The 14981-nt window shown below is 34.4% G+C and carries 18 protein-coding genes and 1 pseudogene; 7 read left to right on the top strand and 12 right to left on the bottom strand.

Annotated elements, in window-relative coordinates:
* Positions 1 to 138: 138 nt before the first annotated feature.
* From R6U77_RS03360 to R6U77_RS03340, 5 genes are all read left to right on the top strand, one after another.
* Positions 139 to 1110 carry an ABC transporter substrate-binding protein gene (locus R6U77_RS03360; RefSeq protein WP_319837438.1) on the top strand — a complete coding sequence of 324 codons (972 nt, stop codon included), beginning with the start codon at positions 139 to 141 and terminating at the stop codon, positions 1108 to 1110.
* A 68-nt stretch (positions 1111 to 1178) separates the two neighbouring features.
* The gene (locus tag R6U77_RS03355; RefSeq protein ID WP_293925922.1) at positions 1179 to 2183 is read left to right on the top strand and encodes a FecCD family ABC transporter permease; all 1005 of its coding nucleotides are present in this window, start codon (positions 1179 to 1181) and stop codon (positions 2181 to 2183) included.
* Positions 2180 to 3214 (top strand): FecCD family ABC transporter permease, encoded by a 1035-nt coding sequence (locus tag R6U77_RS03350; RefSeq protein ID WP_319837437.1) that lies wholly within the window; start codon positions 2180 to 2182, stop codon positions 3212 to 3214. The genes R6U77_RS03355 and R6U77_RS03350 overlap by 4 nt, the downstream gene beginning before the upstream one ends.
* Positions 3215 to 3224: 10 nt before the next feature.
* On the top strand, positions 3225 to 4019 hold the full coding sequence (locus R6U77_RS03345; RefSeq protein WP_293925918.1) for an ABC transporter ATP-binding protein: 795 nt from the start codon (positions 3225 to 3227) through the stop codon (positions 4017 to 4019).
* Positions 4016 to 4645, top strand: coding sequence for an IucA/IucC family C-terminal-domain containing protein (locus R6U77_RS03340; protein WP_319837436.1), 630 nt, complete (start codon positions 4016 to 4018; stop codon positions 4643 to 4645). Before R6U77_RS03345 ends, R6U77_RS03340 begins: the two co-directional genes overlap by 4 nt.
* A 54-nt stretch (positions 4646 to 4699) precedes the next feature.
* Here the strand turns inward: R6U77_RS03340 and R6U77_RS03335 are convergent, their stop codons facing one another.
* The 7 genes from R6U77_RS03335 to R6U77_RS03305 form a co-directional block, all read right to left on the bottom strand.
* Complete coding sequence (locus R6U77_RS03335; RefSeq protein WP_319837435.1) at positions 4700 to 5068, bottom strand: hypothetical protein; 369 nt, start codon at positions 5066 to 5068, stop codon at positions 4700 to 4702.
* Between the two features lie 82 nt (positions 5069 to 5150).
* On the bottom strand, positions 5151 to 5465 hold the full coding sequence (locus R6U77_RS03330; RefSeq protein ID WP_319837434.1) for a hypothetical protein: 315 nt from the start codon (positions 5463 to 5465) through the stop codon (positions 5151 to 5153).
* A 10-nt stretch (positions 5466 to 5475) separates the two neighbouring features.
* A complete protein-coding gene (locus tag R6U77_RS03325; protein ID WP_319837433.1) occupies positions 5476 to 5724 on the bottom strand; it encodes a hypothetical protein in 249 nt (82 codons plus the stop codon).
* Positions 5725 to 6039: 315 nt separating this feature from the next.
* On the bottom strand, positions 6040 to 6291 hold the full coding sequence (locus R6U77_RS03320) for a hypothetical protein (RefSeq protein ID WP_319837432.1): 252 nt from the start codon (positions 6289 to 6291) through the stop codon (positions 6040 to 6042).
* 633 nt (positions 6292 to 6924) lie between these two features.
* On the bottom strand, positions 6925 to 7473 hold the full coding sequence (locus R6U77_RS03315; RefSeq protein WP_319837431.1) for a hypothetical protein: 549 nt from the start codon (positions 7471 to 7473) through the stop codon (positions 6925 to 6927).
* A gap of 382 nt (positions 7474 to 7855) precedes the next feature.
* Positions 7856 to 8404, bottom strand: coding sequence for a hypothetical protein (locus R6U77_RS03310; protein WP_319837430.1), 549 nt, complete (start codon positions 8402 to 8404; stop codon positions 7856 to 7858).
* 483 nt (positions 8405 to 8887) lie between these two features.
* Complete coding sequence (locus tag R6U77_RS03305; RefSeq protein ID WP_319837429.1) at positions 8888 to 9238, bottom strand: hypothetical protein; 351 nt, start codon at positions 9236 to 9238, stop codon at positions 8888 to 8890.
* Between the two features lie 688 nt (positions 9239 to 9926).
* Here R6U77_RS03305 and R6U77_RS19830 point away from each other — a divergent pair.
* A complete protein-coding gene (locus tag R6U77_RS19830; RefSeq protein ID WP_406601074.1) occupies positions 9927 to 10166 on the top strand; it encodes a transposase in 240 nt (79 codons plus the stop codon).
* 277 nt (positions 10167 to 10443) lie between these two features.
* On the opposite strand, the gene R6U77_RS03300 is transcribed toward R6U77_RS19830, so the two are convergent.
* Entirely contained in the window at positions 10444 to 10968 is a 525-nt protein-coding gene (locus tag R6U77_RS03300; protein WP_319837428.1) for a phosphatase, read from the bottom strand.
* 8 nt (positions 10969 to 10976) lie between these two features.
* Complete coding sequence (locus R6U77_RS03295; protein ID WP_319837427.1) at positions 10977 to 11546, bottom strand: toxin C-terminal domain-containing protein; 570 nt, start codon at positions 11544 to 11546, stop codon at positions 10977 to 10979.
* A 95-nt stretch (positions 11547 to 11641) separates the two neighbouring features.
* Here R6U77_RS03295 and R6U77_RS03290 point away from each other — a divergent pair.
* Positions 11642 to 12672: pseudogene (locus R6U77_RS03290) on the top strand (IS3 family transposase).
* A 362-nt stretch (positions 12673 to 13034) separates the two neighbouring features.
* On the opposite strand, the gene R6U77_RS03285 reads toward R6U77_RS03290, so the two are convergent.
* From R6U77_RS03285 to R6U77_RS03275, 3 genes are all read right to left on the bottom strand, one after another.
* Entirely contained in the window at positions 13035 to 13376 is a 342-nt protein-coding gene (locus R6U77_RS03285; RefSeq protein ID WP_319837426.1) for a DUF3969 family protein, read from the bottom strand.
* A 2-nt stretch (positions 13377 to 13378) separates the two neighbouring features.
* Positions 13379 to 13909: a hypothetical protein gene (locus R6U77_RS03280; protein WP_319837425.1), complete on the bottom strand. Its 531-nt coding sequence runs from the start codon at positions 13907 to 13909 to the stop codon at positions 13379 to 13381.
* A 448-nt stretch (positions 13910 to 14357) separates the two neighbouring features.
* Positions 14358 to 14981 (bottom strand): hypothetical protein, encoded by a 624-nt coding sequence (locus tag R6U77_RS03275; protein ID WP_319837424.1) that lies wholly within the window; start codon positions 14979 to 14981, stop codon positions 14358 to 14360.

The raw sequence follows: 14981 nt of genomic DNA, 5'->3' as shown, positions 1-14981 counted from the left end.
CACTTTTCTGGGCGGTTTTTTTGTGAAATAAAATACATAAAAAATTTGATAAACATTCATAATTCTCATTGAAAATGATAATCAATTAGATTATTATTTAATAGTAATGAAAATCACTATCATTTAGGAGATGAACAAATGAACAAAAAGTTAGGATTCCTATTTACAACAATTATTGCTGCATTGCTAGTGTTAGCTGCCTGCGGTAATACATCAGATAAGAAAGAGGGCACTTCTGCAGAGAAAAAAGAAGAGGCAGAAGAAACTGTACATGTTATTGAGCACGTACTAGGTAAAACAGAAATTAAAGGTAAGCCACAAAAAATTGTGACATTATATCAGGGTGCAACAGATACAATTACACAATTTGGTGTGAAGCCTATTGGTGTTGTTGAATCATGGGCAGAGCAGCCAATGTATGAGTATATTAAGACAGAGGTTGGAGATGCGAAGATTGTTGGGCAAGAAACGCAGCCAAACTTAGAGGAAATTGCCGCATTACAGCCAGATTTAATTATTGCTACACAAGTACGTCATGAGGAAATTTATGAGCAGCTTTCTCAAATTGCTCCAACTATTGTCAATACAACTCTTTATGATATTCATGAAACAACAGAGCTTTTAGGAAAAGCTTTAGATGAAGAGGAAAAAGCAAAAGAGCTGATGACAGCTTGGGATGCACGTGTTGCAGATTTCAAAGAAAAAATTGCAGCAAAAGGAGATTATCCACTTAGCGTAGCAGTGACAAACTACCGTGAAGACCATGCCCGTATTTATGTGCAAGGCTTTGCTGGTTCAATTTTAACAGAGCTCGGCTTTACTGAACCAAAAAATTTAATCGGACAAAATCTTGAAATTGTTAAGCTTACAGATAAAGAGTCTATTTCAAGTATGAATGCTGATATTATTTTCGAATTCATGGAGGATAATGCAGCTGTAAAGAGCACACATGAAGAATGGACAAAACACCCGCTTTATGCAAACTTAGATGCAGTGAAGAATAATCAAGTATTTACAGTAAATGAAATCATTTGGAACTTCGCTGGTGGTTTAAAAGCAGCTAATTTAATGCTAGATGATTTATACACATATTTTGAACTTGAACAATAATAGGAAAGATGCTCGAAAAGGTAATATTTTTCGAGCATCGTTTTTCAATTACTTGAAGAGGGTATGCTATGTTACATTCCATACAATATAAAACAATAGGCTTATTACTATTAGTTGGGTTACTCGGTATTCTTTATTTTTGTAGTCTCGCTATGGGACAAACTTCTATATCGTTTCCACTTGCATTAGAAGTTATTACGAATTATGACCCAAATAATGAGACACATTTAATTATTGCGACAAGTAGGCTTGCTCGTGCAACAATCGCGTTAACAGTAGGAGCCTCATTAGCGATTGCTGGTATTTTAATTCAATCATTAACACGCAACCCATTAGCGGCTCCTGACTTATTAGGCATTAATGCGGGAGCTATTTTCTTTATCGTATTTGCATTAACTTGGTTAAATATGCAATCGCTCACACAATATATGTGGTTTGGATTTTTAGGGGCAGCAGTTGCGGCAGTTGGGGTGTTTCTTTTAAGCAATATTGGGCGTGATGGTGTTACACCAATGAAGGTAATATTGGCTGGTACAGCATTATCTGCATTTTTTATCTCCTTTACACAGGGGATGCTCGTTATTGATGAGCAATCCATTCAAACCGTGTTATTTTGGTTAGCTGGCTCAATTGCAGGCAGAGATTTGCAGATGTTATTTGATGTGCTACCATTGCTCGTCATCGCACTTATTGTGAGCGGCTTTATGGGCAAGGCAATGAATATTTTTAGCTCTGGTGATGATGTCGCAAAAAGCCTTGGGCAAAATGTTGCCATTTTAAAGCTATTGATGGGGATATTAATCATTATATTAGCAGGTGGTTCAGTGGCGATTGTTGGTTCAATTGGCTTTATTGGTTTAATTGTTCCGCATATTGCGAAGGGCTTGGTCGGCAATGACTATCGTTGGATGATTCCATACGGTGCATGTATTGGTGCTGCATTATTAATTGCTGCGGATATTTTAGCTCGATTTTTAATTAGTCCAATGGAGGTACCAATTGGTGTAATGACTGCATTTATTGGTGGCCCATTTTTCATTTATTTAGCTAAAAAAGGGGTGTCGAAACAATGAAGTATTGGAATATACGCTTGTTCCAAAACAAGGCATCCTTTCAGCTTTCACAAAAATGGCTTATTACATTAATAATCAGCCTGCTACTGCTGCTTGCTATTTTCATGCTAAGCCTTTCAGCAGGAAGTAATTGGATTTCCCCGATAGATGTATTACGTCAGCTTTTTAATCAAACAGATGAATTTACATTTGTCATTGAAACATTGAGATTACCACGTGTGCTTTTAGCTATTTTAGTAGGAAGTGCATTAGGTGTCTCTGGACTCATATTGCAAAGTATTGTCCGCAACCCGTTAGCTTCACCTGATATTATAGGTATTACAAGTGGTGCTTCATTTGGCGCAGTGCTATTTATTACCTTAGCTACTGGTGTTATTAGTATGTCCTTCCTACCGCTAGCTGCGATTTGTGGGGGTCTCATTACAGCAATTATCATTTATTTGTTATCGTGGAATAAAGGTGTGACACCCGTTCGACTTGTGTTAATCGGAATTGGTATTTCAGCGATTCTAAAATCAGGTGTTACTTTTTTATTAGTTTATAGCGATACATTTATTGTATCGAAGGCGTATATTTGGTTAACTGGTAGCCTATATGCTGCAACGTGGAAAGATGTAATATCGCTCAGCTGCTGGCTGTTAATTCCAGTGCCAATTATTCTTTTACTTGGGCGTAGTATGAATGTGACGGAGCTAGGTGATGATGTAGCGATTAGTACAGGTATTCGTCTGCAACGTCAACGCTTTTTATTTCTAGCATGTGCTGTACTGCTAGCAGGTAGTGCAGCAGCCTTTGTTGGGGGAATAGAATTCGTCGGTCTTATGGCTCCACATATTGCTCGTCGCTTAGTTGGTCGCTCTTTTATTGGCTTAGTACCGATTACAGCAATTGTTGGTGCATTGCTTGTCCTTATTGCGGATTTAATTGCTAGAACAATGTTTTTACCGCTTGATATACCTGCTGGCGTCTTTACAGCAGCAATTGGCGCACCATTTTTTATCTTTTTACTATTCAGAACGCGCAATCGATAGGAGGTTTACAATGCAAGGACTTCAAACGAAAGGTCTTACATTACAGTATGGCAATCAAACGATTATTGATTGTTTAGATTTTGATATTCCGCTTGGCAAAATTACTGTGTTAGTTGGTGCAAATGGAAGTGGTAAATCTACATTGCTACGCTCATTAGCGAGACTTTTGAATCCTGCCTCAGGGGAAATTTTACTTGATGCACAAAAGCTGCATTCCATGTCTACAAAGCAAATTGCGAAGCAGCTTGCCATTTTACCTCAAGGTCCAGTTGCCCCTGAAGGTATTACAGTGCAGCAGCTAGTTAAACAAGGGCGTTATCCACATCAAAGCTGGTTTCAGCAGTGGTCAAAGAAGGATGAAATGCTAGTAGAGCAGGCATTAGAGGCTACACAATTATTAGCTCTAAAGGACAGACCTGTAGATGCTTTGTCAGGTGGACAAAGACAGCGTGCGTGGATTGCGATGACTTTAGCGCAGGAAACACCCATTATATTATTAGATGAGCCAACAACTTATTTAGATATGACGCACCAAATCGAGCTGTTAGACTTTTTGTTTGAGCTAAATCGACAATCAAAGCGAACAGTTGTCATGGTATTGCATGATTTAAACTTAGCATGCCGCTATGCAGACCATTTAGTTGCTATCCATAATAAAAAAGTAGCAATCGAAGGTGCCCCAGAGGAAATTGTGACCTCGCAAATGGTGGAGGAAATATTTCAATTGAAATCCATCATACAAAAAGATCCTTATTTCGGTACACCTTTATGTATTCCAAATGGAAAAGGTCGGCATATTAAATGAATTTACAGGCTTATGGAGTTGCCTTCGTAGAACAAGCACAGGGCTTACCGATAAAGGAGCTAGAAAGTCGGGCGATGCTTGAGCAAATTGTAAAGCGATATGCAGACTATTTACAAACTGATTCCATGGCAATTTCAGCGTCCTTATTTATTAAACGCTATGCGGTACTGACTGCGGCTGCCTGTGTAGACTATTACGAGCTACAGCAGGGGAAAAGCAATTGGTTAGATGCAGCATATTTTGATACAGCGACCTTTACACTGCAAATAAGTGAGGGAGAGAAGCTAACACAAATGAACTGCTGGAAAAAATATTTGCTACAGGAGCATCTAGCAAATATTGTAGATATTTTAGCTGTGGACTATAAAATTAACCGTCGTATATTGTGGGAAAATATTGCGGTGCGAATAAATGCCGCACTTGAAAAAAATAGCACCTCTTATGAGCAAGAGCGCCTTGAGGAAATAGTTGAAGAGCTTTCACGCCCGATTGCTGGTTTAACAAATCCAATTCGAGACTATATTCATGTAAATAAAGCTGTTCGTAAAACCTGCTGCCGCTATTATCAGCTGGAGAAAAAAGAAGAGGGCATGCCTTACTGTTTAGTGTGCCCATTGAAAAAATAAAGAATGTGTTAAAGGCCATAGTTGGCTTTTAGCACATTTTTTGATGGATCTCTCTTATTCTATAAATGATAGTTTACTTAATATTCTTTTCTCCACAAACTGTTGAACGATAAAGTAAACAAAACCAGCGAACAGGCTTGCGAGAAGAAATCGCAGCATCGTATCATTTGACTCAAAATAGAGCCATTCTAAGCAAAGAGCAGCTAAAAAGGTGACGCCCATACATAACAAAAGCTGCAAAGGCATAGAGGCTCTTGCGAAGTATAAAATCGCGATAAACGGAAAGAAACAAATAAAATAGATGAGGTACATAAGAAAAGCGCTAAATGGTATCGCCTCAAATATAAATCCTTCTAATATGATAGCTGCAACAAATGGGGATAAAAGAATAGAAATGGCATTGCTAATCATAATGCGGTTCATATTTATCTAACCTCCAATGCTATTTTAATGCTCGTTTTGAAATCGCTCTATAGATATAGAAGCAACACAATGAATGGAATTACTATTTAACTACAGGTTTTATTGTGAAGGGAATATACCAGCCTAAAATGCCAGTTCCTTGGATGAACATTAACATGGTTTGGCGATTATCTTTTTCCTGTAATTTAATATTTCTCATATTAAAAAAGAAATAATCTTTCTCTTCCTTCGTGATAATTATATTTTCTTTTGAGGATTTCTGGCTTAAACATATATCTTCAGTACAAGCATATCCATATTTTTTCAATAGCCATTTATCAAAAGTAGCTTCAGATGGCTTTGTAATGAACAAGACGATTAGTATAATAAATAAAATAGATGTTTTTTTGAATTTCAAAGAAATGCACCTACCTTTTCAATACCCATTTAGCTAATGCCCATTGAATAGAGTAAAGAATATAAACTACAATGATTGCATCAAGAAATGCGATAAAACCTACGAAAATATATGTACCCAATCTCCCGAGTTGTTCAAAATAATAATATTGAACTTGCCAATTGATAAAAAGCTCATAATAAATAGCGATTAAAAATACTGGTATAAACAACCAACGATAAATTTTAGGTAGATATAAAGAACGCTGTAAATATTGCATCTAAGTTACTCCTTTAAAATAAAAATTTCCTTATCGTAAATAGACATAAATTTGTAAGATTAAGTTCTTGATAGCTAATTTAAAAAACTTTGTTATTTTGCTCTAGCTAATTTTAAGTATTGCAAAGAAGAGTATATCCCATAACCAATCAATGTCCCTGCTACAAGTGCTAAGCCTGATTTTAACTCTACTTGATTGTGGAAACAGTAAAAAGCTAGAAATATGCCTATTCCACATAGCAAAGTGCAATTTAAAACACTAAAGTATATATTTTTTTTCACTAGTAACCTTCTCCAATCTTTGAATTCCTATCAGTCAATTATTATTCCAAGCATATTTCTTCAATATCCGTTCCAGCATAGCGAGTATATAAATGATGATAAGTGCTTCTATGAAAGCAATGAAGCTCACAAAAACATATCGACCGAAATCCTCTAATTCATGAAAAGAATAACGCTGAACCTGCCAATTGATAAAAAGCTCATAATAGCTAACAACTAAAAACAGCGGTATAAGCATAAACCAATAAAATTTCGCAAGTGAGAAGGGGGAACCTGAATTTCGCATAGATGATGCTCCTTTATTAAAGCTTATAGTTTTGCTGCGACATCCTCATCTTAGTAAGAAAATAAATAATAAAGCTAACAAATGCGCCAAGTGCTGTTGTATTACTTGATAGGCTATTAATTGATAATATACCTAATCCAGTAACTACATTTAAGGAGTAGAACACAATAATCCCCAATAGTGCACTGTTCATAATATGTAACTTTCGTCTAATCGTAGGATGAATATAATTTTAGTATATTGAATTTGTTTAATAAGCGAATATACTAAGTTGAGAATAATAGCGCTGATTACTACAATCGCTAAGCTATTCATGTTAACACCAATTTGATAAACAATACCATTGTGAGAATGATTAAATGCTATAAAACCTTCACCTACATGTTTGCTTGAATTTGCAGGAAAACCATCTGAAGCTGTATTTGTCACTAGCCATGCAAACAAATAGGCTGTACTTCATTCAATAATTCAATAACAGATGTATTTTGCAATAGAAGAGCTATGCTTTATCGTAAACCATGTATTTTCTAATCCAAATTATTCCTCTTTGGTAATGACAACGGTGTTGTTGAAATTTAAATCTTTAAACTGATTAGCCAAAATCCAACTACCCAGAAAGTAGTTGGATTTTGGCTAGTATAGAGGTTGGTTTAATAAAGAGTGAATATGTCTTTTTGCTGCCTGTTTATGCTCATCTACAACGTAGAATTGAAGGTCAGTTTGATGATAAGTAATCAATGCATCGTAGAGTGCCTTCAAAAATTCCTTACGAGGTAGAATAAAGATTTTGTAGTCTTTGTGTGATATACCTCTTTCGGGAAATACTTCAAGTATAATTTGATTGGAGTCTGTATTATGTGGACAAACCGTAATAACAGGTTCATCTCCTCCCTCAGGCTGTGTAGCGCTCGCAAAATTTTGTTTATACATTTGCTTTAGAATTTCTTCATAGTAATGCCAAGTAATCAGAATTTGCGAAAACATTTCTTGTCCGATAAGCTCCTGTCCATTGTAATTAATTTGAACAAAGCCAAACAGAATTGCCTGTCGTTCAACTAATATATCCCAAATAAAATCATAGTTTTTAAGGTCATCAAATAGGCAATAATGCTGGTCAATTTCACCGATAGGCACAGGATCACTATGCCATTGATCGGACACCCATGTTTGAATAGTAAACAAGAAAATCACTCCTACATATTGAATTATTTCATATACAGAGGTTACGGTGAAAGGAATATACAGGCCCCAACACTAAGTTCTTCAATATACATTAATATGATTAACAGTTATAGATGTTGAGACACCCATTGTTTACCCAACAAACTAACCGAATCCAGCTTCATGGCATTTTTAACACTTGAATTAAAAGTACTTGAGGCTTTAAGGCTTATTGATGGATTTACATTTACTATTATAGGGTGATTTTTGGAGTCTTCCAATAAATAAAAGTGCTTTTCGATCTCCCACATTGATAGTACAGATGACACAGTTTCGTACTATGTATTAGTCATCCATGTTTCTAAGAAAACCAACTACCAAAAGGCAATTGGTTTTCGTTTATTTAGTATAGTTTCTCTGCTAATAATGAATCGATATGCTCTTTTTTAGCCAATTTATGTTCCTCTGTGGCACAGAAAAAGAAGTCGGTTTGATGATAAGCAATCAATGCATCGTAAAGTGCCTTTAAAAATTCCTTACGAGGTAAAATAAAGATTTTGTAGTCTTTGTGTGATATACCTCTTTCGGGAAATAGTTCAAGTATAATTTGATAGGAGTCTGTATTATGTGGATGAACCGTAAAAACAGGTTCATCTCCTCCCTCAGGCTGTGTAGTGCTCGCAAAATTTTGTTTATGCATTTGCTTTAAAATTTCTTTATAGTAATGCCAAGTAATCAGAATTTGCGAAAACATCTCTTGTCCGATAAGTTCCTGTCCATTGTAATTAATTTGAACAAAGCCAAACAGAATTGCCTGTCGTTCAACTAACACATCCCAAATAAAATCATGGTTTTTAGGGTCATCAAATAGGCAATAATGCTGGTCAATTTCCTTAATAGGTATGGGATCGCTATGCCATTGATCGGACACCCACGTTTGAATAGTAAACAAGGAAATCACTCCTCCATATTGAATTATTTTACAACGGGGTACAGTGAAAGTAATATACCAGCCTAAAATGCCGATTCCTTAAATGAACATTTATAGATGTTGAAAGGTTGGCTATTTTGTCCATTGATGATAAGCAAATAGCGTATCATATAATGTCTTTAGAAATTCCTCACAAGATAGAGTGGTATCTCTTTCAAGGGATATGCTGAATATAATTTGATTTGGACTGAAATCATGAGGATGAAGTGTAATAAAAGATTTATCGCCTCTTTTTGGATGAGTAACATTCGCAAAGTTTTGTTTGTATATCTGTTCTAAAAGTTCCCTAGGTAATAGTAATTTATTCTTTGCGTAAATGAAAAGTCTCATACTAAAAAAGAAGCCCTCTTCATAGTAGAATGAAGCCACTATAGTCCATCCTAGAAAAGGGCCTTCCCTATAAATTCAGTTTACCTACAGATTTAATTATAGTAGATTACTTAGTTAAGGAAGTCTTAAATCTCTTTTTAATTCTTGCCACTCCCGATGTACGCCTGAATTTTGTAATTGTAGTATGTGCTTTTCAATAGCTGGTAGATTCTTTTCCATTACAGGATGAAGTTCAGTAGTTTTAGCCTTGCTGTACAAACAACCTGTGAAAAATATAAATTGATTTACTAAGAATGGGTTATCTAGCTTTAGTATTGTTTGAACCATTAGTTCAATAAAATCAAAAGCTTCATGTGAGGTAAATGATTCAATTAAAGTTTCAAAAGCATGAGTAAAATAAAATTCATCTTCGTTTAACTTTCTTACCCAATCATTTAAAATCTCATCAATTATCTCGTTCTTCACTATGAAACCACTCTTTTCGTTTTTATTTAAACTTAAAATCATCAAATTTCTTAGTTTTCTTATTACTCTAAATGAGCAAATGACCTTCAAAATGCTTCCATCAAACAAAATAAAAAGACAGAATCCACTCTTTTAGTTAAAATGAAAGCTCTGACCCCATCATCCACCAAAGGAGCGTATTTGTCCGATAAATAGATTAACACATCACCAACAAATCAACAAAGGTTTTCTCGAATGGCAGTTTTCTTATTACTTTTCAAAGCCCGTTTTACGGCATTTGACACACTTTATTGATGGGATGTCGAGTGTTGGTTTCACTGGCAAACTAACAGAAGTCCATGCTTTTAGTCACCACCAAAAGCATCATACAACCCACAGGTATTTTCTTAAAAAAAGCCCTTGGAATGAAGCATTTTTTCTACACCAATCTCAAAAATACATGTAACAAAGCATCTCTGTAGATGTGCCTGTATTTTTTTGCAGGACGACACGATTTCCCGAAAAAACAAAGCCTTTGTCACGAGCAACCTGCCCAATTGAAAGCTGCAGGTATCGATTCTCGCACACGGATTGGAAAAGTGTTTGGGGGCATCAAGTCGTGCAATTGATGCTAAAATCAGGTCAACACGCGTATCCTTACGATTTTTGATTATTTGATAAAGAAACCACTGACAGTAAAATTCAACTTTTGTTAGACATGATGAATCAAGTACCCGTACTCAAACAGCCGAAGTATTTATTATGTGATAGTTGGTATACGTCACGTACAATCATCGAAGTTGCACTTTCTAAAGGGATACATGTCATCGGTGCACTCAAAACGAATTGTATGTTGTATCCACAAGGTATCCGTACTCAGACAAAACAATTCGCAACGCATATCCATAGAGTTCATGTACAGAGCAACAACAGGCGGGACACCACTTGAACAAATCAAAAATGAGCCTTAAGCGGCATAAGGTACTAGTCATATAAATGCTCATTTAAAATTATCTAAAAGATTGTTCATAAAAATTTTTCTAAAACATTTTGAAGTTGTATTCTAAAGTTCATGTACTTAACCAAACAACAACCATCACTAGGATAGTTGCTGTTTAGATTAATATAAAAATTTTTTATTTAACATCTCTAGGCTAACTTTTAGAAGAAAAAATGATAGGTAAAATAGGAAAGGGATCTTATTACCCTTTAATATGGTATGAATTTTAAGCATTGTATTTGGTATGAATTTTAGAATAGTTATTTTTTAATGCAATTATATCTTCTTCTTTTTTGGAAATAATATCCAAAACATCGGTACTAATGTATAGAAGAAAAGAATTGTTATAAAACATAATATATGCTTGTGGAATTCTACCTAAAATAATACTTTTACAATATTGAAAAATACCACTTGGCTTTAAACCTCCTATTGTAGCGAACACTACAGTGCCCTCTAAATCATCACTTTCTATAAGAACCTCGTTCCAGTTAGTAATTTCAAAAAAAGATTTAAGACCAATTTTATTGTACTTAATTTCATTTTGCATATTAAATTTAGATCCTATTATAAAAGTACTTTCAATCTCTTCATTCCTGTTAAACAAATAGTTAATTATTTCCTCTAAAGTCTTTATATTGCCTTTAAAAACCTCTGTACCAAATCTTATTCTAAGCTCTTCTTTTGATTGGAAAAATGGAGTTATATTAAATTCGTTTATATTAAATTTAAAGTCATGTAGTTTATTCAAAGCTCAATCTAATCTCCTATTCTTTCTAAAAATACATCATAAGTACCCGATCTTGTTTCTTTTCTCGCTAAGTTAGGGATAGTATCTGCTCCTTTCCATGCCCCACCAGTGTGACTATCCATATCTCTAGTTATATACTTAGGTCCTGAACCGGACTTTCTCGAATATACCTTTGCGCCATGTGAGAGATTCTTTAATTCAATATAACCTAAATCTTTAGCAGCAGCTCTAGCAACCTTTTCTTGCTGTTTGATAAGAGTTTTAATGACTGTTCTTCCATAAGTTTGAACAGCAAACCTTAGCCCTGAAGAACCTATTAGCGCTACAACAGCTGGTATCGCAGGCAGAACATATGGCTGAATCTCTGCAGAATTTTCGTTAAATAAACTTTGAGTATATAGTTCACTATTATTTTCAATTTTGTTTATTGGAAATGAACCTATATTAAACAAATCATCCTGGTAAGTTTCTTGATGAAGAGCGTTTTTGTTAATTTCTGCATTAACAATTGAAAGATTTGCAAATAAAAATACCATAACCATACTAAAAATAAAATATTTTTTTATTAAATTTTTCATTAATATTCTCCTATTCAAGTGAATGTAGTATAGATACTTGGACACAACTTGGTTAAGTCATTATGATTGAACTAACGAAAGGTCGTGTCCGAATGATGAGTCGCAAACGATATAATCAAGAATTTAAACAAACAGTAGTTGAGCTTTATCGCTCAGGTACGCCGGTCAGTCAACTCTCTAGCGAATATGGTGTGTCGGAAGTAACAATTTACAAATGGATTAAGCAGCACTCTCCACTTGAAGGAACCCAAGAATTAACTGTGTCGGATGTAGAAGCGATCCAAAAGGAAAATCTTCGTTTAAGGCAGAGCTTGAAATCTTAAAAAAGGCTATGACCATATTCGCAAGAAAATAGATGAGCAAGAACTCCAATAGCTATCATGCCGCCAATGAAGCGCTACTTGAACGGATTAAAGTGATTCACAAAGAAAGTAAAGGTCGCTACGGCGCACCTAAAATCTCTGAAAAGATCCAAAAAGAAGGCTACTTATGCAGTATTAAAAGGGTTCAACGTCTTATGAAACAAGCAGGCATCCAATCATGCATCATAAAAAAATATCGTCCAGCATCCACACAAAAATCAGTGGACGAACGAGAAAACGTATTAAAACAAGACTTCACTACAAAGACAATCAATGAAAAATGGGTAGCGGATATTACGTACATCCATACACTTCGCAATGGGTGGTGCTATCTAGCATCTGTTCTTGATTTACACACGAAAAAAGTGGTTGGCTATAAATTCTCTCGTACAATGACAACAGAAATTGTACTTGAAGCGCTTAAGAATGCGATCAATGACCAACAACCTGACCCTGGGCTCATTGTGCATACCGATTTAGGAACACAATACACAAGCGAAGCATTCCAAGAACTACTTAAAAAACACAAAATGATTCCGTCGTTTAGTCGAAAAGGATGTCCTTAGGACAACGCTTGTATCGAATCATTTCACGCCACACTGAAAAAAGAGGAAGTTTACCTAACAAAATACGAAAGCTTTGAGACAGCGAGAAGTGCCTTATTTCAATTCATCAAAGGTTGGTATAATCGCAAACGAATTCATGGTAGTATCGGTTATCTAACACCAGATGAGTATGAACTAATATGTCGTGCAGCAGCGTAATACATCGTTGTTGTGCAGAAAAAAACTTAATCTTTTTGTGTCCGAAATCTTGACTTAGATCCAGTATTTCGTATTAAAAAGGTGATAAATAACAGCTAAATTATTTAATTTTACTCTAACATGCTATTTTCAAGGGGAGGTGTTTTTTGTCGTAACTGTATGTATTTTAATCAAAAACGCTTTTTCAATATTTAATTTAGTATAAAGTATTTCAATCTACCAATTTTATTTGCATATGTCAGTGATTTTGATTGCTGTCATATTATGAAGAAGTTAAGATGATTTACATAGAGATTTATATATGAATCATACTTATGATAGAACTTACTTTTCATGCAAAAAAGAGCAACTATAGCTGCTCCCTAAGTTATCATGTTTTCTTCAATCTTATATATATTTCTTTCTTTTAATAATTCAATTGCCCTAATTTTAATATGATTTAAACTTTCAATTAACTTTCCAGGGATCAAACTCTCGATATCTTCAAGTTCAGTTCCTAAATGCACAACTTCTATAACGTCGTTAGATATTCTTTTTGAATGTAATAAATCCATTACATATGGACTGAATATAATCTTTTCAGCTTCCTCTAAAGTGATTACATTTTCCTCTAAAGCACTTATAACACCTACTATATTTAACAAAACCAATTTTTCTAACTTTTTTTGGCTATTGGTAGAGAAATTTAGTAAAAGCTGATTCATAATTATTTTTTCACACTCCATCCATTTTTTACTTTAACATCATACACCAGCCCAGATTTACTTTGGAAATAATGGATAGAAATTTTTCCCCCATTTTTATCATAGCCATCTTTGTATACTTTATGCCAAGTACCGGCTTCAATTTGTCTCAATTCATCTAATAATTCTTTATTGTTAACAGTATGATTTTTAGTGCCATTTTGTACAGCCTTAAAGCCTGTCGGATACTTTGGAGCATATTTAATAGAATTATATAGGTGTTTAGCAACTTTAGCACCATTTACTACAACATAACGAATAATTACATTAGCTATCATAGGCTGTACTAATACTTCCTCTGACAATATGTAATCTTCCATATCATCACTGTAGTATTCATCTATCGTAGAATCTTCATATCCAATATCAATTAAAAACTCATTTTCATATATAATAGCATCATCAGGTATTATTGTTGTAGCTAGTCCATAACTAGGTGTGATAAGCATTAAAACTAAAGATAGAGACAAAATAGTAGGTAAAAGTTTTTTCATAATTATTCCTCCTAAAAATAAATTAGATATTGTAAAAGTTTCTATTAAAAATCCTCAAACTATTGAAGTCAATTGATTATTTAGTAAAGTTATTTCTTTTAACTAAGTGATATTTGTTATGTGGTAAACAAGCTAACTGTCCATCTTACTAAAACTCATTTTAGCCTTATGTAGTTTAATCGGTTTTTATAGCTCTTTTGAAAATATCTTTTATAAATTTAATATAATCTTTTAAGTCTACAAGCTAATTTTTATATACCCTATTTAGTAATTCAATGTAAATAGGGCTGTGGGCAATAACAAATATCATGTTGGTTTGCAAGACTATATACATATCCATACTATATAGTCTTTTTATGTTACTCTAAGCTTAATAATTCTAATTTGTGTAAGTAACGTTAAACTTAAGTTAATAAAAGCAACTATTTTTTCGACAGTTGCTCTTATTTTAATATAAAGGTGTGGCTAGTAATTTATCTAGATACTCCTGTGCGCGTTGTTTATAATCCTCAACCTTGAAAAATTTAAGATTTATACAGCGATAGTTAATCAGTGCATCATATAATGCCTTTAAAAACTCTTTGCGTGGCAGTATGAAGGTTTCATGTATTGTTTTTATATCATGGAATATCTTAGTTTCTTGATTCGTTTCTTGGTCCAAGATAGTTTCATAATAAGCACCTTCCTTAAAGAAGGTTTCTAGTATAATCTGATTTGGAGCTGTATCATCAGGGCGGACAGTAACAGCTGTGTAGCCTGTTTCTGGATGTTCCACATTTGCAAAATTTTGCGTTTGCATTTGCTTTAAAAGCATCTCATAACTATGCCATGTAATGAAGATTTGAGAAAACATCCTCTTTCCCAAAATTTCTTGGCCATTGTAAGTAATATGAACAAAACCAAATAATAGTCCAGAAGGTTCTCCATTACTATCATTGATGATTTGGTCAATTGCAAGATGATTTTTAGGGTCTTCGAATAAATAAAAGTGCTTTTTGACTTCGCTCATCGATGGTACAGGTGGCTCAGCTCCATACCATGTATCAGTCACCCATGTTTTAATAGTGAACAC

It is taken from the genome of Lysinibacillus louembei, assembly GCF_033880585.1.
Taxonomy (GTDB): Bacteria; Bacillota; Bacilli; order Bacillales_A; family Planococcaceae; genus Metasolibacillus; species Metasolibacillus louembei.
This window is presented reverse-complemented; position numbering and strand designations above follow the sequence as displayed.